This is a genomic window from Winogradskyella schleiferi, assembly GCF_013394655.1.
Taxonomy (GTDB): Bacteria; Bacteroidota; Bacteroidia; order Flavobacteriales; family Flavobacteriaceae; genus Winogradskyella; species Winogradskyella schleiferi.
In genome coordinates, this window is record NZ_CP053351.1 from 3,215,659 (window position 1) to 3,237,753 (window position 22,095).

The 22,095-nt window shown below is 33.1% G+C and carries 17 protein-coding genes; 4 read left to right on the forward strand and 13 right to left on the reverse strand.

Going from position 1 to position 22,095, the window contains the following annotated elements; all coding sequences use genetic code 11:
• Positions 1–136: 136 nt before the first annotated feature.
• The 4 genes from HM990_RS13980 to HM990_RS13995 all read left to right on the forward strand — a co-directional run bounded on the left by HM990_RS13980 (position 137) and on the right by HM990_RS13995 (position 2,464).
• Positions 137–472, forward strand: a complete 336-nt coding sequence (locus HM990_RS13980) for a helix-turn-helix domain-containing protein (RefSeq protein ID WP_178989526.1) — start codon at positions 137–139, stop codon at positions 470–472.
• Positions 473–723: 251 nt separating this feature from the next.
• Positions 724–948 (forward strand): hypothetical protein, encoded by a 225-nt coding sequence (locus HM990_RS13985; protein ID WP_178989528.1) that lies wholly within the window; start codon positions 724–726, stop codon positions 946–948.
• A gap of 8 nt (positions 949–956) precedes the next feature.
• Positions 957–1,271 (forward strand): hypothetical protein, encoded by a 315-nt coding sequence (locus tag HM990_RS13990; protein WP_178989530.1) that lies wholly within the window; start codon positions 957–959, stop codon positions 1,269–1,271.
• Positions 1,272–1,273: 2 nt separating this feature from the next.
• Complete coding sequence (locus HM990_RS13995) at positions 1,274–2,464, forward strand: primase-helicase family protein (protein ID WP_178989531.1); 1,191 nt, start codon at positions 1,274–1,276, stop codon at positions 2,462–2,464.
• A gap of 282 nt (positions 2,465–2,746) precedes the next feature.
• On the opposite strand, the gene HM990_RS14000 is transcribed toward HM990_RS13995, so the two are convergent.
• From HM990_RS14000 to HM990_RS14060, 13 genes are all read right to left on the reverse strand, one after another.
• Positions 2,747–3,760, reverse strand: a complete 1,014-nt coding sequence (locus tag HM990_RS14000) for a LacI family DNA-binding transcriptional regulator (protein WP_178989533.1) — start codon at positions 3,758–3,760, stop codon at positions 2,747–2,749.
• Between the two features lies 1 nt (position 3,761).
• Positions 3,762–4,796, reverse strand: a complete 1,035-nt coding sequence (gene galE, locus HM990_RS14005; protein WP_178989535.1) for a UDP-glucose 4-epimerase GalE — start codon at positions 4,794–4,796, stop codon at positions 3,762–3,764.
• A gap of 38 nt (positions 4,797–4,834) precedes the next feature.
• On the reverse strand, positions 4,835–6,481 hold the full coding sequence (locus tag HM990_RS14010; protein ID WP_178989537.1) for a sodium/sugar symporter: 1,647 nt from the start codon (positions 6,479–6,481) through the stop codon (positions 4,835–4,837).
• A gap of 107 nt (positions 6,482–6,588) precedes the next feature.
• On the reverse strand, positions 6,589–7,608 hold the full coding sequence (locus HM990_RS14015) for a UDP-glucose--hexose-1-phosphate uridylyltransferase (RefSeq protein WP_178989539.1): 1,020 nt from the start codon (positions 7,606–7,608) through the stop codon (positions 6,589–6,591).
• A gap of 19 nt (positions 7,609–7,627) precedes the next feature.
• Positions 7,628–8,776 (reverse strand): galactokinase, encoded by a 1,149-nt coding sequence (gene galK, locus HM990_RS14020; protein WP_178989541.1) that lies wholly within the window; start codon positions 8,774–8,776, stop codon positions 7,628–7,630.
• Positions 8,777–9,039: 263 nt separating this feature from the next.
• A complete protein-coding gene (locus tag HM990_RS14025; protein WP_229719273.1) occupies positions 9,040–10,344 on the reverse strand; it encodes an MFS transporter in 1,305 nt (434 codons plus the stop codon).
• An 88-nt stretch (positions 10,345–10,432) separates the two neighbouring features.
• Positions 10,433–11,386 (reverse strand): glycerophosphodiester phosphodiesterase family protein, encoded by a 954-nt coding sequence (locus HM990_RS14030; protein ID WP_178989543.1) that lies wholly within the window; start codon positions 11,384–11,386, stop codon positions 10,433–10,435.
• An 18-nt stretch (positions 11,387–11,404) separates the two neighbouring features.
• On the reverse strand, positions 11,405–12,301 hold the full coding sequence (locus HM990_RS14035; protein WP_178989545.1) for a DUF6528 family protein: 897 nt from the start codon (positions 12,299–12,301) through the stop codon (positions 11,405–11,407).
• Between the two features lie 76 nt (positions 12,302–12,377).
• Entirely contained in the window at positions 12,378–13,778 is a 1,401-nt protein-coding gene (locus HM990_RS14040) for an outer membrane protein assembly factor BamB family protein (protein ID WP_178989547.1), read from the reverse strand.
• Positions 13,779–13,969: 191 nt separating this feature from the next.
• A complete protein-coding gene (locus HM990_RS14045) occupies positions 13,970–15,889 on the reverse strand; it encodes an outer membrane protein assembly factor BamB family protein (RefSeq protein WP_178989549.1) in 1,920 nt (639 codons plus the stop codon).
• Positions 15,890–15,908: 19 nt separating this feature from the next.
• A complete protein-coding gene (locus tag HM990_RS14050) occupies positions 15,909–17,249 on the reverse strand; it encodes a YdcF family protein (protein ID WP_178989551.1) in 1,341 nt (446 codons plus the stop codon).
• Positions 17,236–18,606, reverse strand: a complete 1,371-nt coding sequence (locus HM990_RS14055) for a RagB/SusD family nutrient uptake outer membrane protein (RefSeq protein WP_178989553.1) — start codon at positions 18,604–18,606, stop codon at positions 17,236–17,238. Before HM990_RS14055 ends, HM990_RS14050 begins: the two co-directional genes overlap by 14 nt.
• Before the next feature lie 10 nt (positions 18,607–18,616).
• Positions 18,617–21,997 (reverse strand): SusC/RagA family TonB-linked outer membrane protein, encoded by a 3,381-nt coding sequence (locus HM990_RS14060; protein WP_178989554.1) that lies wholly within the window; start codon positions 21,995–21,997, stop codon positions 18,617–18,619.
• Between the last annotated feature and the right edge of the window lie 98 nt (positions 21,998–22,095).

Sequence of the window (22,095 nt, forward strand, 5' to 3'; positions counted from 1 at the left end):
AAAATTCCGACGAAAAAAAAATACTTACACATAACCCCTATCTAGTATAGGTTTATTGTGTTCGTGAAAATTCGTGAAAATTCCTAAAAGCAACAATTCAGAAATTTGAGGTATCAATAATTTTAAATAAATAGTTATGATACCATTCGAACAAACGCAGCAAGACGTTGCAGAGGTCAAAAAAGACCTAAAAGAAATGAAAGCCTTACTTCTTAATAAGGCAGAACCACAAAATCTAATAGATGATCCAGTACCTATCGATAAGATAGCAAACTTAACTGGTTATAGTAAAGCTACAATCTATGGGTATTGTCAAAAAAACCTAATCCCACATCACAAAAAATGCGGTCGTTTATTCTTCTTTAAATCCGAGATAGTAGCTTGGATCAAAGAAGGAAAGCAGAAAACTATTAAAGAGGTTGAAGCTGATGCTAATACTTTATTGTCCAACATTAAAAAATCTTCAAAGTAATGGGCACAAAAAACACCAGTACATCCAAAAAATTCCTTTCAATAATCGTTAGTCTAACGTTAAAATAACGAACAATGGATAGATATACATACAATTGTAACTATTGTGGCAATAGTTACGTTCCTAGGAGAAGATATAAACAAAAGTATTGTTGTAATAGTTGCAGAGTAAACGCTTTTAAGCGTAAATAAAAGTTACACGAAAATTTACCGCAACAAGTCAATAAGTCCGATACAGCACAAAAAGACAAAATGAGTTTGTCTGGTATAGGCAATGCTGCCGTGGGAACGCTTGCAACAAATATTGTCACAAACATCTTTACTAAAGAAGAAAATAAGCCAGCAACAAAAGGAGATATTCAAAAACTGCTAGGCACAGGTTTACACCAGGATATTTTAGTTAAAAATGTTCCTGCAAGAAGCGATGGTGCTAGAGCATATTTTAATACAGTACAACAAATTTTATTTTATAAATAATAAAAATCATGAGAAATCAAAATACGCTTAATAAATCAGAAATTTTAAAAAGACTAGAAGCACTCTATTCAGACATGTTATCACTTAGAGTCAATGATATATTAAAGGTTAGAGTTATTGATAACTTAATATCTAAAGTTAATATCATTATTGAAATAATAAAGTACAACCCAAGACTGCCATTGTATGATATTGAAAACGCAATTATTAATCTTTGTAAAGAAGACAATTCAATAAACGGTGTAAATATTCAGATCTTATTCAACAAGAAGTTTGATGATGTTGACAAAAATAAAATGGCTTATTTAATCGTAAATGTGTAATCATGGAAAATAAATATTTACGTATCGGTACAACCTATTATAAAAACGTCACAAAACCATTATTGAGTCAAGACAGTATTAACATATTAGTACAATGGTCAAAGAGTGAATTAATGACAGATTATGGAAAGGATTTTATAAAAAGCATTCCTCGATATGACGGTTTCTGTTTAATACCATCCCACACCAATTATAAAAAAGTAATAGACGGTTTTTACAATCGCTATGAAAAGTTAGAGCATGAGTTTATTACTGGTGAATTTCCGAACACTACAGCATTTTTAAAACACATTTTTGGCGAGCAATATGAGATAGGTTTAGACTACTTGAGTATTCTTTGGCATCATCCATCTCAAGTACTACCCATATTATGCCTAGTAAGTAACGAGCGTAATACAGGTAAAACAACTTTTTTAAATTGGATGAAGCTCATATTTCAAAATAACATGACCATTAACAATAACGAAGATTTTAGAAGTCGATTTAACTCAGATTGGGCATCTAAGCTAATCATTGCCGTTGATGAAGTATTGTTAGATAAACGTGAAGATAGCGAACGATTAAAAAACCTTTCAACAGCACAAACCTATAAAAGCGAAGCTAAAGGCAAGGATAAAACTGAAGGTAGCTTTTTCGGTAAATTTATTTTATGCTCTAACAACGAAGAAAACTTTGTCTATATCGATGATTCCGAAATAAGATATTGGGTGCGCAAAATAATTCCTTTTGATTTATCCGCAGACAACCCTAATCTTTTAGACGCTTTAAAAAAAGAACTACCTTATTTTATACATGCCATAAAGACCAGAGAAATATCATCACCAAGAAAAACAAGGATGTGGTTTACAAAAGAACAGATTTACACAAGAGCATTAGCCGTATTGATGAATGGTAATAGAACTTTTATAAATAAAGAGTTAGAGCAAATATTATCTGATGAATTTTTAATGTTCGACACTGACACACTAAAATATTCTATCGGAGATCTAGTTGAAAAACTGAGTAAACATAATATTAGAACAAGTTCTTTCAAAGTTTCAGAACTAATTAAAAAAATGTATCAACTAGAACCTAAAAATAGTACATATACTAAATATCACATATCACAATCTGCAACAGATATGCCCATTGTTGGTGAAACAACTCATAAAGGTCGTCATTATACGTTTAAAAAAGCCATGTTTAAAAACTAAGTTGATTTGTTGATTAATTACTGTAAAGCCATGCTAGCTGGCTTTTATAGTATAAACAGATCGTCAACCATTTAGCAACAAACAGAATTTTTCAAATGTTGACCAGATGTTTCTCAACCGTTTACAACTAAATCTTTGAGCACATTGACTTTTGAATGATTTAGCAACAAGCAACATTAGAACAGTAATAAACGGTTCGGTTTAAAATATTAAGTCTTTTGGTTCTCAGTGTAATTATCCAATGACCTTATGAGTCAATTTGTTTTTTCTAAGGCATGTAAATCATGAAATATTTTCCATGGATATTTTTGATTTTACATGATAAACTTGTGGCTTAGTAAGCTCATTTGATGATATTTTAATTAACAAAGCTTTTGCTGCCTTTTTACCCAAATCCTCAGCGCATTGATCAATAATGTGAAGAAAAGGGTATCTCGAAAGCGATTTTACATGTTCAGCACAACAACCAACAATATGCACATTAGAGTTTCTCAGAGAATCTTCATTATTAATTATATCGAGTACTTTCTGAGTTGTAGAATCATTAGCACATATTATAGCATCGACTTTGTCTTGACGTATTAACACTAACAATTCTTGATGCAAGATATGCGGATCTGTTGTTCGAATGGTTTTGATTTTTTCTTCTAATTCATTATCTATCATTGCTGTTTTATACCCTTGGTAACGCAATTCTTCAATGGTAAGTCCGCCCATAAGAGAGACAAAAATAATATGTTTGGCAGATGTATTCTTTAAGAGTCGCAGACACGTACTATATGTAACATCATAATCATCAGAAACCACGTGATCCTCATTAATTGTATTATCTAATCTATCAACATATATTCTAGGAATACCTAATATGTTACTGTGTGTTAAGTGATGTGTACTTTTGGTTAGTTGGGTCTCCCTTGAAATACTCAAAATGATTCCTTCAGTAGAGCCATCAGTTAAGTTATTTATACATTCTTCTTCTCTTTTTATAGAATCTTTAGAGAATAGTGTCATCATTTTGTAATTATTTGTCGCTAATACTTTTTCTATTCCTGTTAGCAACTCAGCGTAATAAGGATTTAAAATTGTCGGTAAAATAACTCCTATAGTCTTTGAATGTCCACCTCTCAGCTTGGTAGCAAAGTAATTAGGTTTGTAGTGCATAGCGTCAGCCATTTTTTTAACACGGTTCTTTGTGTTTGAGCTAATTTCTTGACTCTGAGACAAGGCTTTAGAAACTGTTGACACCGATAGATTTAATAGCTCTGCTATTTGTCTTAAAGTAACTTCTTTTTTCATATCAGTTCTTTTTTTCCAGATGATAATATTCTTCCCATTGCCAAGAATGAGATATCATATCCTCTAATCCCATTTTAGCTCTCCATCCTAATATATCATTAGCCTTATCGACATTGGCATAAAGTTTTGGAACATCTCCATCTCTACGTTCAGTAATTTCATAATTCAATTTCTGCTTCGTAACCTTTTGAAAAGCTTCAATTACCTCCAAGACGGAATACCCCTCTCCTGTTCCCAAATTAAATATCTCAAGATTGTGATCTTTCTCTTTACTAAAAATTCTATTTAATGCCAGCACGTGTGCCTCAGCTAAATCTACCACGTGTATGTAATCCCTAATTGGTGTCCCGTCTTTTGTGGGGTAATCGTTACCGAAAACCATAAGTTTATCTCTTTTACCTATTGCGGTTTGAGTTATATAAGGCATTAAGTTATTAGGGATTCCATTGGGTAGTTCTCCAATCATACCAGATTGATGCGCTCCTATAGGATTAAAATAACGAAGAGAAATTGCTCTTAAATTGGGGTTTGCCTTTACAACATCATCAATTATCTCTTCTGCCATTTTTTTTGTATTGCCATATGGCGAGAAGGGACGCTGAGTTTCATTAGATTCTTTTATTGGTAAGGTTTTGGGATTCCCATATACTGTCGCTGACGAAGAAAATATAAAATTATTTATATTGTATTTCTCCATTGCCATTAACGTATTTACAAGGGCACAAAGATTGTTCTGATAATACATAAGTGGTTTTTGAACTGATTCTGAAACCGCTTTGTGTGCTGCAAAATGAATCACTGCATCAATATCTTTATTATATCTAAAGGCATTCTCAGCTAAAAAGGAATTTTTTAAATCAATATTTAAAAGTTTTGGTTTAACACCGGTAATTTTTTTTATGCGTTCCAAAACTTGTTCATTTGAATTGGATAAATCATCAATTATTATAACTTCAAAATCATGCTCTATTAATGCTATTACAGTGTGAGATCCTATATACCCACAACCTCCTGTTATGATAATTCTATTTTTCATTTTTTACATTGTTTAATTAATATGTTTTTACAAATAGTTTACCAAAATAAGCAGTATAATGTAGCGGTAATAATGCATATTATAATTGAGCCTATATTGAATAATGGAGACGTTTTAAATAGTTCTTTAGATAACAGAATTCCCTTTTCATCATCGGCACCTCTATTCTGTAAATAACTAATAGATATAATTACCAACATCGTGAGTACTGCTGTTAACCCCATTTGATGCATCCATGGCTTTAAAGCTTCAATTGGAAGATATTTTAAAAGCAACGCAATTGGAATTGACAAAACGGCTCCCCAAATAGCAGCATTGTTCGTTGTTTTCTTCCAGAATAAACCTAAAATAAATACAGCTAAAATTCCAGGACTAATAACACCTGTCCATTCTTGTATAAACTGAAATGCTTGATCTATACCACCTAAAAGTGGTGCCATTATTACAGCAATAATTAATGCTATTAAACCAGAAAGTCTACCTACATTAACTGTCGTTTTATCATCGGCATTTTTATTAATATATTGCGTGTATATATCCATTGTAAAAATAGTTGACGTAGAGTTTAGCATAGAAGCTAAAGAGGATACAATAGCTGCTGCCAAAGCTGCAAAAGCCACTCCTTTAATACCCGTAGGTAAAAATTGCAACAGCCATGGATATGCTTTATCTGCTTGACCGCTAGAAGGCAAACTTAATTGACCTGCTTCTCCTAATCCTGCCATAATAGTTGGATCATTTACCATAACATAAGCAGCAATACCAGGAACTACTACAATGAGTGGAATAATTATTTTTAACCCAGCTGCTAGTAGAATACCCTTTTGAGATTCTTTCAAAGATTTTGCAGCTAATGTTCTCTGAATTATGTACTGATTAAAACCCCAATAGTAAATGTTGGCAACCCATAAACCACCAATTAAAACCCATACTCCTGGTAAATTCAAATAATTAGCATTAGTACTACCATCTTTATTAAATTCATCTAAAATCATATGAAATTTTTCAGGAGCTGCTTCGACAACTTTTGAAAAACCGGCTATTACGCCTTCACCACCTGAAACTGTATTCAAAGCTAAGTAGGTTGTAAACAAACCACCTAAAACTAAAAACACAACTTGTATAACATCTGTCCAAGCAACTGCAGACAAACCTCCATATAATGAATAAGCTGCAGCGAATAATGCCAAGCCAATTACAGCATATATCATGTCAAACCCCATAATGGTTTCAATGGCTAATCCTCCTAAATATAATACAGAGGCTAGGTTTACAAACACATACAATGCAATCCAAAACACTGCCAAAATCGTTTTTAGGTTTGTTGAAAATCGTTTTTCAACAAATTCAGGAATCGTGTAAAGGCCTTTTTCTATGAAAATTGGCAAAAAATATTTACCAACTATAATTAATGTTATAGCTGCCATCCACTCGTAAGAAGCTATAGCTAAGCCTAAGGCAAATCCAGATCCAGACATGCCGATAAACTGTTCTGCAGAAATATTTGCAGCTATTAAAGACGTACCAATAGCCCACCACGGCAAAGATTTACTAGCCAAAAAATAGTCTTCTGCATTTTTTTCGTGACCTTCTTTATCACGAGACACCCATAGTCCTACACCTAAAATTAAAATTGCGTATGCGATGAATACTACATAATCCCAAAATTCAAATCCGTTTGTCATAATTTAGTTTCTTTTGGTTCGTTAATTTTTTTTTATCAATTAAAATAGAATGATCACTATAACCCCCTTTTAATGTCCACTATTTCCTCAAAAAATAGTTAAGTTTATTAAACCAAATCTTGGATCATTTTTGTAGCTATCTCAGCTGTAATATCTCTTTGTGGCGAACCAAACATTTCATATCCTACCATAAATTTTTTAACGGTAGCACTTCTTAACAATGGTGGATAAAAACTCATATGCCAGTGCCAATGATTATTATCTTTTGCATTTGTTGGTGCTTGATGAATACCACTGGAATAGGGAAAGGAAGTATTAAATAACTTATCATAAGCTTTTGTTATTACAGAAATAGCTTCTGCATATTGAAATGATTCTTCTTTATTTAAATCTAAAATATTTGATTGCTGTTTTTTAGGAATAATCATCGTTTCAAATGGCCATATGGCCCAAAACGGAATTAAAACAACAAAGGCGTCATTTTCAAAAATGATACGTTCCTTCAGTTTTAATTCTTGCTTTAGATAATCTCCTAATAGACTGCTATTAACTTTATCATAATAAAGCCTTTGTTGTTTATCTTTCTTTTCAACTTCATTTGGGAGTGTGGACTGACTCCATATTTGTCCGTGTGGATGAGAATTACTGCATCCCATAACTGCACCCTTATTTTCAAAAATTTGAACGTAATTGATATTTTGAATTTTCCCAAGTTCTTTATACTCGTTTTGCCACGCTAAAACTACTTTCTGAATTTCGCTTAAAGACATGTCGGCTAAACTTTTAGAGTGGTCAGGACTAAAACAAATCACTTTGCAAATACCTGTTTCACCTTGTGCTTTTAGTAAACCATCGTTTATTTGAAAAGATTTTGAGTCGTTTTGTAATGCTGCAAAGTCATTGGTAAATACAAATACATCTTCATATTTGGGGTTTACTTCACCATTGATTCTTTTATTCCCAGCACATAAGTAACAACTAGATTCGTATGTAGGACGTATCTGGTTTGATACCGCCTCATTCTGTCCTTGCCATGGTCTTTTTGCACGGTGTGGTGAGACTAAAACCCATTCATCTGTGAGAATATTTAAACGCTTATGAGAATAATCTTGTAAATCGGGATTCATTTTCTGTACTTTAATTAAGTTAGTTTATAAGATGCGTTCCATTAGATAGCTTAACAGAATATATAGAACATGCTTTATTGAACTTTTGCTTATAAGCTTTAGAAATAAAGGCTTTAAAAGCAGAACTTTCTGTTTTCGAAATTAAATTAATAGTACAACCTCCAAACCCTCCTCCCATCATACGAGCTCCCAATATGTTGGGGTTTATTTTTGCTTGTTCTACTAAAAAATCTAATTGATCGCAACTTACCTTATATTGATTTTGTAACCCATTATGAGAAGCATATAAGAGTTGGCCTAATGCTTTTAAGTCGTCATTCTTTATTGCTTTTGAAGCGTTAATAACACGTTCGTTTTCTTGAATTACATATAATGCTTTTTGATAGTTTTCTGATGATACTTGGTCTTGAATAGTTTCCAAATCGTACTCCGTAGCATCTCGAAGTGCTTTTACGTTAAGCATATTAGCAATAGATTCACAAACAGAGCGTCTATCATTATAAGCACTATCTGATAAGCCATGCTTAACATTGGTATTAATTAAAATGAGTTCATAGTCTTTAAAATCAATTTCAAAAGGTATTGATTTTACAGTTCTACAATCCAATAATAGCGCATTGTTTATTATACCAAACATACTAGAGTATTGGTCCATAATTCCACATTTAACGCCTACATAATTATGTTCTGCTTTTTGCGAAATTAATATCATCTCATGTTTTGTTAGTCCTAAATCAAAAAGCTCGTTAAGTCCAAATACAACGCTGTTTTCTAATGCAGCAGAAGAAGACATACCTGCCCCACCAGGAATATCACCCCCAAATACCATATTGAAATTACTTATAGTTTTGCTTCTATTTTGTAGTTCTGCAACCACACCAAGTATATAGTTTTGCCAAAAACCTTGTGAAAGTGGTTTTATATGTTTTAAAGTAACTTCAAAGGTTTCTCTCTTATCTTCAGCATATATTATTGACACATTTGAATCGCTTTTAGCAATAGCTGCAACGATGCCTTTATCGATAGCTGCGGGAAATACAAAACCATCGTTATAGTCCGTATGCTCACCTATAATGTTTATTCTTCCTGGAGAAAAAATCATGAGCGGTTCATTGTTGAACTTTTTGATAAAACTTTTCTTTATAGTACTTATTAAATCCGTATTCATTCTTTTTGCTAGTAAGCTATTTTAAATTTTTTATCAAATAAATTATATCCTTAACATACGCATCAACCCAATTTACAATGTGAATGTCATCTCCAAATGTCTTCTATTTCTAGTTAAATAATCACTTCCAAATACTTTTAATCGTTTCAACTTCTCTATCACTGATGGAGTTATTTAAGTCATGAGATTATGAGGTAAGCTTTGTCCAAGTTCATCTATCAAATCTGAACCATGAGTACCAACTGGATTAAAATATTAATATTTTATGTTTTTTTCCATGTAAACAAAGCAAGAATTACAGAGATTATGGCCGCCCCAATCCACAAAACACTAATAGCGTCAAAATTATATAGTGTGTCTCCATTTACTACTGACTTATTATTTTCTATCAAATATCCACTTGCTATATCTTGTATGCCAGCAGCTGCATAACTCATAACCCCTACAATACCAAGTGCCGCTCCTGATGCTTTTTTTGAAGCAATATCTACTGCCATTAAACCACCTAAATAACAAATTAAAGCACCAATGGCCAAACCAAAAATGAGCATACTTAACGCATCTAACCACCATACATCTTTTGGCCCTAACAAAAAGAGGCATAACCCCAAAACATTCATTAACCCAAAAATCAATGCCGGCATATTTCTTCTACCTTTAAAGAATTTATCCGAAATGAATCCAGAAAAAGCTGTACCCAGAATACCACAGACTGCACTTATTGCTATTAAACTATTAGCTTCCGTTAGGGTGTATCCTTTAGCTGCTTCAAAATAATAGGGTCCCCAACTGTTTACAGCGTACCTTGATATATACATAAAGGCACTGGCAAATGCCAAAATCCATACATAAGGGTTTTTTAAGACCCCTTTTTGTTCATCCCATGTTGATACTTTTTCTTTTTTGAAATCTTCGTTTACTGGCGAAAGACCTTTGCTTTCTGGTGTGTCATGAAAGAATAGAGAAATCATTAAAGCTCCTAACAACCCAACTATAGCAGCAGCTCTAAAACCCCATTCCCATCCAAAGTAAGAAACTACCACAGCTGTTAATATATAGGTCAAAGCCTCTCCAATATTATGACTTGTGCTCCAAAACCCATAAAAACTGCCACGCTCTTTATCTTTATACCATCTGGATAATGATACCACGCATGAAGGTGCTCCCATTGATTGTACCCAACCATTAACTCCCCAACAGATTACAAAAAATAAAAACGTTCCTGTGAAACCCATAACCAAATTAGCTAAAGCAGAAATTAAAAGCCCAAAAGCCATAAAACGTTTAATATTACTATGATCTGCTAAAAATCCGTTCGATAATTTACCTATAGCATAAGAAAAAAATAATGCTGACCCAATAATGCCTAATTCAGATTCTGTTAAAATACCAGCATCAACAATAGGCTTTTTAACTACATTTAAGCTTAATCTACACACATAATATAATCCATATCCTAAAGTAGCTGAAATAAATACTTGCCATTTTAGCTTTTTGTAATATGCTTTTTGTTGATCTTCTTCTAAAGTAATTCCTTTGGGATGTGATTTTTTGAAATAGTTTATCATGGTCTTGGGAATGCTAAATTTTCAGTTAGAAAAGGCGCAGCAATTCACCGCGCCATTTCATTTTAAACTAAACAAATAATTAATGCTATTAATCGTGAAGTCCTTTACTCCTTAAATATTTCAATAATAAGGCTGGTCTATCAGTTTGAATCATATTTACACCTTTATCAACATACCAGCCATAAATGCTATCCCTATTATTAAGGGCAATATCATCTTCATAACCAGCGTTTAAACTTTTCCAAAGAGAATTTACCCAAACTTTACTTCCATTATTTTTAATTTCGGAAAATTCATTGAGTACTGATGATGTATCTTGAGAAAACACTATTTCAAAAGCAAGTGGTTTAATTTTATTTTGATAATCGAATAGAATAGATTTTGCGTTTTTTTGCTTATCTAAATGTATAATTGGCATAAAAATTATAGAGTCTAATTTGTTTCCAAAATCTCGTTGAACATCTTCTACCGATTTATTATAACCCTTTATTACAACTTGTTTGGTAGTCCCGGTTTCTTCAATTATTTTATAAGCATCATCAAAATAATCATAACATTTATCTAAATTGATAAGGATTTTACCTTTAGCTATCAATAAAGCTTCACGTAATGTTGGAATTCTATGATGCGTTGGTCTGCCAGTACCGTTTTTGAGTCTTAAAGTCTTTAGTGAATCTAAAGTCCATTCTTTTACAAGGCCTTTTCCTGTAGTAGTTCTATCTAATTTTGAATCGTGTATAACTACTAGCTGATTATCGTTTGTTTTACGAACATCTATTTCTACCATGTCCACACCAAGGTCAATACAATTCTGAATGGCCTGCAACGAATTTTCTGGTGCATTTCTCCAATCGCCTCTGTGGGAAATAACCATAATCTTATTGCTAGTAGGATTATTTAAATTATTCAATAAATCTTCTATACTATTGTTATTTGAGATAGAATCTTTTGTAGAATTATTTACATTTGTTATTGATGGTGCCTCTTTACATGAACAAAAAACTGTAAATAGAACAACTAAAAAGAATAGTTTATTTCTCATTTTGTATTTTATTAAAGATTAATCGTAATTCCACCACCTCACTTTGTAAAAATTTATAGAGGGTTGAGTAATTTTTAAATATGGATTTGTTAAGTAAATATTATGTGACCACCATTTTTCCTCTCCTTGAACAAAAGCTATTCTTTTATTCTCACCCTTAGAAACCGATAGTCCCTTAATGAACTTTTGATTACCTAATTGGGTGAAAATTTTAAAACCTCCATTAGATTTATTGAATACCCACACATTGTTATTTGTTGTTATTAAGAGTTCATCAGAACTATAACTTATTAAATCGTGTCCACCGACATCAGGTAAATCCCATCGTTCTTGAAGTTCAATTTTAGGCGATTTTGATTCCCAATGAATAAGTTTATAGGTCTGCAATTCATTTCCTCCAAGAACAAATAATAATTGTTTTGTTTTATCCCAAACAAGCCCATGTCCAGCAAATAATTTACTTTTTGTAATAGGCTCTTCTCCAAAAGTATGTCTATTAAAAATCGCAACGCAATTCCCTTTTTCATGATTTGAACCCGCTACAGCTATTCGGTCATTAGGTAATTCTTCGATGGAATGCGCATTTGCTAAATAGCTATAAAAAACCACATCCTTTGTTGGTTTATCAATTATTGCAACACCACCTGTGCTTGCAGTAATCATTATTTGATTTCCGTTTTTAGTTGGTTTACATTCGTCTATTTTAATGAAATATTTCTTTTTGTACTCTTCTGGTAAACTTTTGGCATCATATGGTGACCATTCCCAAAGCATTCTCGATTCTAAATCTTCATTTGTCTTATTGGCGCTGATAATAATGACTTTATCACTACCACAAGCTATTAGTTTATCAGGTTGCCCCTTACATGACAAAACAATTAATTGAAGAAAAACAATATATAGGACTTTAGACATGCAATTATAATTAACTAAGTTTTTTGATTATAAATAAGAAGCTGTTTAAATAACAGCTTCTTATTTAGTGGATTATTTAATTTATTACTACTTTTTTAGTAAACGTGAATCTATTTTCATTACTCACAATTTTTACAAAATATAGACCTACACTTTCTCCAAAAGGTATTTCCTCTACATTACTTTTCGAAAATTGTATTTTTGCTTCTTTAATCTTCTGACCCAAAGTATTATAAATAATAGCCTGCGCATTTCCAGCATAATCTTTTGAAGTAATATTTAATGCACCATTTCTATAGAAGACTTTAAATTCATCTTGAAAATTAAAATCTTCAACCCCTAAAGTTCCATCAATGCTAGAGTTATGCTGTTCGTTTCTTCCAAACATTGGCCAATCGGAAGCTGCTAGGTTAGTAGAAGGGATATCTATTGAATACAAATTATTGTCATAAGAACCTACATACAAAGTCCCGTTATAGATAGCTGGTGAAGACCAAATATTATCATTTAAATTAACTCTAAAATCTAATGTTCCATCAGAATTAAGGCAATACAAATGATCGTCCCACGAGCCAAAATATATTTTACCATCGTCGCCTACGGCCGGAGAAGAATTAATAATACTCACACCGTCAGCCATTACATATTCCCAAACTTGTGTTCCATCGGTAGGATTTAAAGCTAACATGTTAAAACCTTCTTTTGTACCAACATAAATAGTTCCATCAGATGCTAATGCTGGAGAACATACAGATATTCTACCCACTATAGATTGACTCCATTTTTGGGTACCATCTGGATTAACAGCAAAAACAGCACCTGCTGAGCCTCCTTGGTCAACACCTACTATAATAGTACCATCTGCTTGAATCGCTGCACCTCCCTGTATATTACCACCAACCGGAAATGCCCATTTTTGTGTACCATCTGGATTAATAGCATACAAATTATCATCGTCACAGCCAACATAGATGGTAGCGTCACTTCCAATTGATGGAGTTCCACGAAAGTTTGCTCCTCCTAAAAATGCCCACTTTTGAGTCCCATCTGGATTAATAGCATATAAATTATCATCATCTGATCCTAAATAAATAGTGCCATCGTTTGCTAGTGCTGGTGTCGAATAAATGACATTACTACCAGCTCCAACAAGTGTTTTCCATTTTTGTGTACCATCTGGATTTATAGCATGTAAATAATCATCTTTAGAACCTACATAAATAGTTCCATCACTTCCAATTGATGCCGAAGAGTATACGTTGTCTGTGAGTAGTGCGTAGGTCCATTTTAATGTTCCGTCTGAGTTTATAGCGTGAAAATTAGTGTTATCTTCAGAACCAATATAAATAGTTCCATCACTAGCAACCGCAGGTGACTGAGGTTTAATTTGAAACCCTATATCATAGGACCAATTAATAGTCTGTCCAAGAGATACTTGAACTATCATTATACAAAATAATAATGTAATTTTTTTCATAATAAAAAGGTTTAAAGGTTAATTAATATATGTATTATCTTGTTTTATCAACTTGTGTTTTATCAACTTGATTTTACACTAATAAAACGAAGAATTAGTGTACTCCAATAGCTCTTTAACGTTGCGTGAATAGTGAAATTCACGCTATGAAAAATATTTAATACAAGACAAGAAATGTTACTTATTGTGTTCTATCTACTCGTATGCTTTTGGTTTTTACCAAACATTGGCCAAACATCATTAGCTAATCCTCCTGAAAACATTTCTAAAGCATGCAGTTTATTATCATATCCTCCAACATATATAGTGCCATCAGATCCAATTGCCGGTGAAGACCAAACATCACCATCAGTTAGGAATTTATACTTTAAAGTACCATCTGGATTCACCGCATATACATGATTGTCCCAAGACCCAAAATAGATAACACCATTAACATCAATTGCCGGTGAAGAATTTAGAATAGCTCCTGGTGTACCAAAAGACCATATCTGACCACCATTAGTAACATCTAACGCCAGTAAATTATTGCCCTCTTTAGTACCAACATAAATACGACCATTAGCTATTGCTGGTGCACATACTGAAATTCTTCCAGTAACTGATATACCCCATTTTTCAGAACCATCAGGATTTACTGCAAATACAGCTCCTGCACTTCCTCCTTGATCTACTGCAACAATAATAGTACCGTCTGAATCTATTGCTATACCACTCTGGGCATTACCTCCTAAAGGAAGAGACCAAACTACGCTTCCATTACTAGGATTTAGCGCGTATAAATTATCGTCATCTGATGTTATATATACTGTTCCATCATCAGCAATTGCAGCGGTTGATCTAATATTAAATCCAGTGGTATTGAATGTCCATTTTAGTGATCCATCAGGGTTTATGGCATATAAATTATCATCATCAGACCCTATATAAACTGTACCATCTGAGGCTATAGATGGTGTAGAATAAATCACATTACTTCCCACGGGAGCAATCCATTTTTGTGAACCATCTGGGTTTATGGCATGTAAATTATCATCTTTTGAGCCTACATAAATAGTACCGTCACTACCTATAGAAGCAGACGAATATACATTATCACCAAGTTGTGAGTAAGTCCATTTTAAAGTACCATCAGGATTAATGGCATGAAAGTTTGTATTATCCTCGGATCCAATATAAATAGTACCATCATCGGCAATAGCTGGAGATTGTGGTTTAATTTGATTTCCTAGATCATAAGCCCATTTTTCACCCCATACAAATACTTGTTTGGTGTCAGTAAAAATTGTTCCTTGTTCATCTGTTATTTGAACAATAACATCGTAAATTCCAGGTACAGCATATGTGTGTGTTGGATTTTGTTCCGTACTAGTGTTGCCATCACCAAAATCATAATTCCAAGAATCTGCAGTACTTCCTGGTAGGTATGCAGGATTATATGTAAACCCAACTAACTCTGTAGCCATTGGAGATTCAACACTTAATAAAAAAGCTGATATTTCTCCTGGTGTTGCAATAGCTTGAACGTCATTTGAGCTATTTCCGTCAGAATAATCAATTTGAAAATCAAAGCTATATTCTACATCATTGGTTAATCCTGAAATTTGATATGTATTTGTTCCAAAAGGTATTTCAATTGTTTGCCCATTCGGTTCCCAGGACAATCTATATCCAGAAATATCATTTCTATTTGGTGTATCCCATAAGGCTATCGCCAATTCATTACCAGGTAGTACAATAAAATTTAATTCATCCGATGGCTCTAGTTCGATTTCATTCTGGCCAGATATACCACTATCCCCATAGTCAGCTTGTATAGTAAATCTATAATTGGTACCATTGGTTAGATTAGATACTTCGTAAGTGGTTGTAGTTGCTTCAAGAATCGTTCTTTCTCCATCTGGTGACCATTCTAAAATATAATTTTCTGGAGATTGGTTTCCGGTTGGTTCTTGCCATATTAGACTTGCTTTTTCATGAGCTACCTCACCAGAAAATACTGTAACAGCATCAAGATCAAAATTTGCTTTGGGTAAATCGTCGTTTTCACATGCAGAAAACAAAACTACTAATGCTAAAAATTTAATAATTACTGAGTTTATTTTTTTCATTTTTTTATTTTTTTATTTTTTAAGGATCTAAAGGATCAGATGAATCTAAATGTAATACCTCTATGTTTGGTGTGAACTCAATATCAAAATCGGATAGACGATTATGAAGTGTCATTGGGATATGATTCATTTGATTTGTACATCTGGTTAAAAAAACGCTAGATGATACATAGCTACTTTGTGAAGTTGCCGTACTTACTATAGCCTTTTTATCATGTGGAATTCCATATTTATAAATAAATCTACCTACATTACGCATATTAGTAGTCGTATGCCGTGCATGTGGATCGACCAAAATCTTACTTTCAGAAATATTATAGTTATCCATAATATAATTTTTCATTTCAATAGCTTCATGATATTCTGACTGAAAAGGCGCAACATTAGCACCAGTAAAAACAATTAATGGAGCTAGACCCTGATTAAGTAAATCAACACCATGATCAGAACGTTGCATTCCTCCAATACTAATATTTGGTAAGTCCCCTGACGAGTTTGGAGCGTCGCCTAGTACAACAATCATCGAATACTGATAGTCATCCCAATTAATGGTTTGAATATTTTGATAAGCTGCCGCATTTTCGCCTAGTTTTAAAGGCATAAAACGTCCAGCTTCATCTCTATTATTTATTTCCATTACTCCTAATGCAAAATTTAAAAATGGCTGATAAAACAATTCCATTTGATCTGTATTTGCATATAAATCGGTGACTAGGTTGCGCAGTAACAGTTTGTACTGTGCACTATTTACATCATAACTTACTCCGTCTAAATCTGGATATGTTGGATCTATACCTGCAGCATAGGTATCGATTATTTGATTTATACCTTTTAGCATTTCCTCCAAAATAAGTTGTTGTAATCTATCGACATTAGTAATTTCTTTAAATTGATTAAAAGCCCCAGAAGGGCCTATGTGCGTATTACTGAAGTCTATAAATACGTTGGCATTAGTTGCCGCAACATCTTTTACTGCTGTAGAAATAGCTATAACCTCATTATTAGAAAACTTCAAAGCATTTGCGTATTGAGCAGCTGTTGGATTATTTTGATTGGCTATATTACTTAATCTCTGCTTTGAAGTTTCAAGATAAGCTGATAGCGCTTCATTATTTTTAATAAAATTTTTAATTGTTACATTATTTTCGATTAATGTTGCCCAATAAAAATTTCGATCTTTCACTATAGAATTACTTTCAAGAAAAGAATAATTTCTGTTGAATTCTGACAGTGTAATAACTGTATTTTGAACTTCTTGCCCATCATCATCAGAGTTTCCCGAGTTTCCATTAGAATCAGAGGAACACCCTAAAAAAAATAGCGAGAATACAGTTGTATAAATTAATTTAATAGCCTTCATTTTGATAAAATATTGATGTGTTATTTATTTTTTCAATTTCTACTTGTGGTACTGGGTAGAGTAATTGATAATCTTGAATAGAAACTCCAATTCCAGAATTTATTTCTGTATCTGCTGTGTTAGTTCTTAGTAAATCAAACCAACGATGACCTTCAAACGGAAATTCCAAAAAGCGCTCATTTAAAACAGCATCTCTAAAACTTGTTTGATTCGGCAGTTCTGCTGAAGTTAATAATGGTAAATTGGCTCGCTGTCTGACATCATTTAAATAATCAAATGCATTACCACTAGATTGGTAAGATTGTTCGTTTAGAGCTTCTGCCAACATTAAAAGTATGTCGGCTTGTCTTAATAATATATAATCATTTCCAAAATTTCTAAAATCTGATTCGGTATCAAAAAATTTACCAGGAACAAAAAGATTACCTACAGGTTGAAATTCTATTAAGTCTTTACGCTCATCAGAGACAGAATATGCATTTACCAGTTTTGTAGTAAACGGTGAAATAGAAAGGTCCGAAACAGCAAACCATAAGCCATGTCCTTCTCCTTGAATATCTTTATTAAACCGTATAGAAAATATAATTTCATTATTGTTCTTATTTTCTGTATCAAATACGTCAGAAATATCATCTAACAAACTATACTGCCCTACTATCTCATTCAATGTGGTTACTGCCTCACTAAACCTATTTTGAGTTAAGTAAACCTTACCAAGTAAAGCTTTGGCAGCTCCAGACGTCGCTCTACCGAAATCATCTGCAGGATAAGAAGACGGTAGGTTAATAGCGGCAAATTGTAAATCTTCTTCAATAGCCTCATAAACTTCACTAGCTGGTCTTCTACCTGCTTGAAGAGATTCCTCAACAGACAAAACATTTAAAACAATAGGTGCATCACCCCATAAACGAACTATATTAAAATATGTTAATGCTCTAATAAAACGAGCTTCAGCTTCATATTGTTTTTTAAGAGTTTCATCAAAATCTACACTACCAATATTATCAGTTACTGAATTAGCGCGAAAAATACCGTTATAAAAATTGGCCCAAGCATTTCTTATGAGTTCGTTTGCTGAGGTTTCCTGAAATTTATTAATATTAAATCTATCTTGTGTACCAGCTGTTGGCGCTAATAAATCTAGATTATCTGAACGCCATTCATTTAATTCAAAATAAATACCAACTTGACCTTGTAATTTAGCATAAGCTGCTATAACAGCTGCATTAAAATCATCAGCATTATTATAAAAACTATCTGTAGTAACATCGTTTTCTGATGCTATTTCTGTAAAATCATCGCTACAACTTGTAGAGATAAAAGAAACTATAAAAATTATGTATATTATTTTTTTCATGTTTTTGATTTTAAAATGATACATTAACACCTAACGAATATGTTGTAGCTAGTGGGTAAACGCCATAATCTAAACCGGGTGTTAATTGATTACCTCCACCTGCCAAATTAACCTCAGGGTTATAACCTGTGTAATTAGACCACGTATGAATATTATTACCCGTTACATATACTCTAAATTTTGATATACCAAACTCGTCTAAAAGGGATTTTGGAAGTGAATACCCGAGCGATACATTCTGCAATCTTAAATAAGATCCATCTTCTACATGCCACGTAGATGTACGTCCGTTATTTCCACTAGCTTTTCTATTGGCTCTGTTTGTATTACCATCACCAGGGTTTGTCTCGGATCTCCATCTGCCCAGCAATTCTCTTGTGTTATTGAAATTACCTTCACCATTTGCAACATAACGTCTTAGTAAATTCAGTACTTCACCGCCATAACTACCTTGCAATGAAATATTTAAATCAAATCCTTTATAACTAAAAGAGTTTGAAAAACCATAAGTGAAATCTGGTGCGTAATTACCAACAATAGCTCTATCTTTATTCACATCCAATACACCGTCTCCATCTACATCTACGAATCTAAAATCACCTACTGTTGTATTCTCGAAATGTGGATATTGATCAAGCTCTTCTTGTGTAGAAAAAATACCATCTTGAACCAATAAAAAATAATTACCAATAGGCTGGCCTATTTCAGTTTTAAAAAATGCAGTTCCTGTACCTGCAGTTTCAATTATCGCTGTTCCTTCTGGACCTAATTCTCTTACTTCATTTCTATTAACGGAAATATTAAAATTACTATTCCAATTAAACTCACCTAAATCCGGATTTATATTTATTGAAGCTTCAATACCACTATTATTGAGTTTACCTATGTTTTGTAGTGCGGTTCCAAAGCCTGTTGTCTGTGGCACTGGAATATTCAATAACATATCCTCCGTATTCCCATTATAATATTCTAATGTAAAACCAAGTTGATTTTTAAATAATTTGGCATCAAGACCTATGTTAAACATATAATTCGATTCCCAACTAAGATTTGGATTAGGCACTTGAGATGGCCTAAAACCAATTTGTAATTGCCCAGGTATTCCAGTGATATATTCGTCAACATCCAATAAAGCAGCTTGTTGATAATTTCCAATTTGGAAATTTCCAGTGCCTCCGTAACTCCCTCTTATTTTTAATTCATTAACCCAATCTGTTTCATCTAAAAATGCCTCCTCTGAAATTCTCCATCCAGCAGAAACCGAAGGAAAATATCCCCATTTATTATTCGCTCCAAATCTTGAGGAAGCATCAGCTCTAATAGAAGCTGACAACAAATACTTACCAGAATAGTCATATTGCGCTCTAGCTAAAAGTGAATAAAGGGACCACTCACCTAAACTACCTGTAGAACTAACAGCATCTGGTGCGGCAGATCTAACAACTTGTATTGCATTATCTACTCGTGTACTTGGATCTACCTGTGCTGAGATACGCTGTTGTTTTGTTCTACTTTTTTCTGCGGTAATACCTCCTAATAATTGTAGATTATGATTCCCAAAGCTCTTTTTGTAATTAGCTGTATTTTCAAATGTCCATTTATAAATATTAGTGGTACTTAATCTACCTCTAGGAATAGATGGACGTCCTGCATTATTTCTTCCTCTAGTTTCTAACGAGGCAGGTCTATAAAATTCATTCTGAAACTCATTAAAGCTTAGTGCAAATGATGATTTAATTTTTAAACCTTCTAATACTTCATATTCCACAAATAAATTACTCAATAAATTAAGATGTTCTATTTCATTTTGAGGTATTAAGGCTAGAGCAACAGGGTTTACCATTTCATTATGTTGGTAATCTGTTCCTATTCTCCAAAATCCATTTCCTTGTTGATTAAAACTACCATCAGGGTTATATACTGGCCATACAGGGGCATAAGATAATGCAGTATGAACAATACCATCATCGAAATATGGGCTATTAGCAGACACTCTATTTTCAAAAGTATAAGATGGACTTAAATTAACTCCTATCTTAAATTTACCTGAAGAAATCCCTAAATTGGCTCGCAAACCAGTTTTAGCATAATCTGAATTGATAATGACTCCCTCTTGGTCTGAATGATTTAAAGAAACAAAATAATTAACTTTTTCCGAAGCTCCACTTACAGAAATATTTGTTCGCTGAAGATAAGCCGATCTATAAATTTCATCTTGCCAATCTGTATCAGTTAGTCCTTCTTCTCCATTTAAGTAAGGAAATAATTCCTCTGGAATTTTCTGATAACCAATAGGTCTAACACTATTAGGGTCATTAACACTACCTGTAGGAACATCTTGTAAATATGCGGCGTTATGTCCGTCCCTAGAAAGTTCAGCATATTCGTAGGCGTTCATCATATCAATTTTTTTTGATACTTGTTGAAACCCAGTAGAATGATTAATATTAACCTGCATTTTACCTAGTTTCCCTTTTTTAGTAGTAATAATAACTATCCCATTTGCGCCTCTAGAACCATAAATAGCTGTTGAAGCTGCATCCTTCAAAACTTGAATAGACTCAATGTCTTCCATATTTACAATCTCTGTAGCTTGACCACCACTTTCTAATGGCACACCATCCACAACATATAAGGGCTCTACTCCTGAAGTGATTGATCCAGTACCTCTTACTTTAATGGTTAGTTCTCTACCTGGTTCTCCTGTTGTTTGGGAAACTTGTACTCCAGCCAATTTCCCTGCTAATGCTTGGTCAAAATTTGATACCGGGAAATCTTGTAGCTCTTTCATCGGGACTTTTGCAATAGAGCCAGTTACCTTAGGTTGTTGTTGTGTACCATAACCAACGACAACAACTTCGTCTAATTGAGCTGTATCTTCATTCAATTGGACATTAATGATTTTTTCAGTGCCCACTTTAATTTCTTGAGTTATAAACCCTAAGTAGGATATAACAAGTTCTGAATTAGTATCAGTAACGGTTAGGATGAATTTACCATTAAAATCTGATTGTACACCATTAGTGCTACCTTTCTCTAAAACGCTTGCACCAGGCAAGGGTTGCCCATTTTCGTCTGTAACAACACCTGATATCACAATACCCTGTGATTTTTGGTCTGCTGCTAAATGGGTTGAATTTACGTCCTCTATAACAATTGTATTATTTTCAGAAAATTTGAAGTTTAGATTGCTACTAGAAAGACTTTGCTCCAAAAGCTTTGATAATTCGATTTTTCCTTTTTTAAGGGATACCGTAGGTGCATCTTTAAACAAATCCTGAGGGTATAAAAAACGATACTTTGTTTGTTTTTGTATAATCTTAAAAACCTCATCTACAGTAACTACTTTGTCTACATTTATAGTTACTATTTCTTGAGAAAAAGAAGCCATAGAATTAAAACTAAAAACGGAAGTGCATAAAAAGAATATAATGGTTCTCATACAAAGAAATAGAAGTCGCTTTCGAAAGAGGGAACGCCTTTTGATTA

Bases quoted from the DNA above. Each gene is read 5' to 3' on its own strand.
- HM990_RS13980 (WP_178989526.1), top strand. From the start codon at position 137: ATGATACCATTCGAACAAACGCAGCAAGACGTTGCAGAGGTCAAAAAA.
- HM990_RS13985 (WP_178989528.1), top strand. From the start codon at position 724: ATGAGTTTGTCTGGTATAGGCAATGCTGCCGTGGGAACGCTTGCAACA.
- HM990_RS13990 (WP_178989530.1), top strand. From the start codon at position 957: ATGAGAAATCAAAATACGCTTAATAAATCAGAAATTTTAAAAAGACTA.
- HM990_RS13995 (WP_178989531.1), top strand. From the start codon at position 1,274: ATGGAAAATAAATATTTACGTATCGGTACAACCTATTATAAAAACGTC.
- HM990_RS14000 (WP_178989533.1), bottom strand. From the start codon at position 3,760: ATGAAAAAAGAAGTTACTTTAAGACAAATAGCAGAGCTATTAAATCTA.
- galE (WP_178989535.1), bottom strand. From the start codon at position 4,796: ATGAAAAATAGAATTATCATAACAGGAGGTTGTGGGTATATAGGATCT.
- HM990_RS14010 (WP_178989537.1), bottom strand. From the start codon at position 6,481: ATGACAAACGGATTTGAATTTTGGGATTATGTAGTATTCATCGCATAC.
- HM990_RS14015 (WP_178989539.1), bottom strand. From the start codon at position 7,608: ATGAATCCCGATTTACAAGATTATTCTCATAAGCGTTTAAATATTCTC.
- galK (WP_178989541.1), bottom strand. From the start codon at position 8,776: ATGAATACGGATTTAATAAGTACTATAAAGAAAAGTTTTATCAAAAAG.
- HM990_RS14025 (WP_229719273.1), bottom strand. From the start codon at position 10,344: ATGATAAACTATTTCAAAAAATCACATCCCAAAGGAATTACTTTAGAA.
- HM990_RS14030 (WP_178989543.1), bottom strand. From the start codon at position 11,386: ATGAGAAATAAACTATTCTTTTTAGTTGTTCTATTTACAGTTTTTTGT.
- HM990_RS14035 (WP_178989545.1), bottom strand. From the start codon at position 12,301: ATGTCTAAAGTCCTATATATTGTTTTTCTTCAATTAATTGTTTTGTCA.
- HM990_RS14040 (WP_178989547.1), bottom strand. From the start codon at position 13,778: ATGAAAAAAATTACATTATTATTTTGTATAATGATAGTTCAAGTATCT.
- HM990_RS14045 (WP_178989549.1), bottom strand. From the start codon at position 15,889: ATGAAAAAAATAAACTCAGTAATTATTAAATTTTTAGCATTAGTAGTT.
- HM990_RS14050 (WP_178989551.1), bottom strand. From the start codon at position 17,249: ATGAAGGCTATTAAATTAATTTATACAACTGTATTCTCGCTATTTTTT.
- HM990_RS14055 (WP_178989553.1), bottom strand. From the start codon at position 18,606: ATGAAAAAAATAATATACATAATTTTTATAGTTTCTTTTATCTCTACA.
- HM990_RS14060 (WP_178989554.1), bottom strand. From the start codon at position 21,997: ATGGCTTCTTTTTCTCAAGAAATAGTAACTATAAATGTAGACAAAGTA.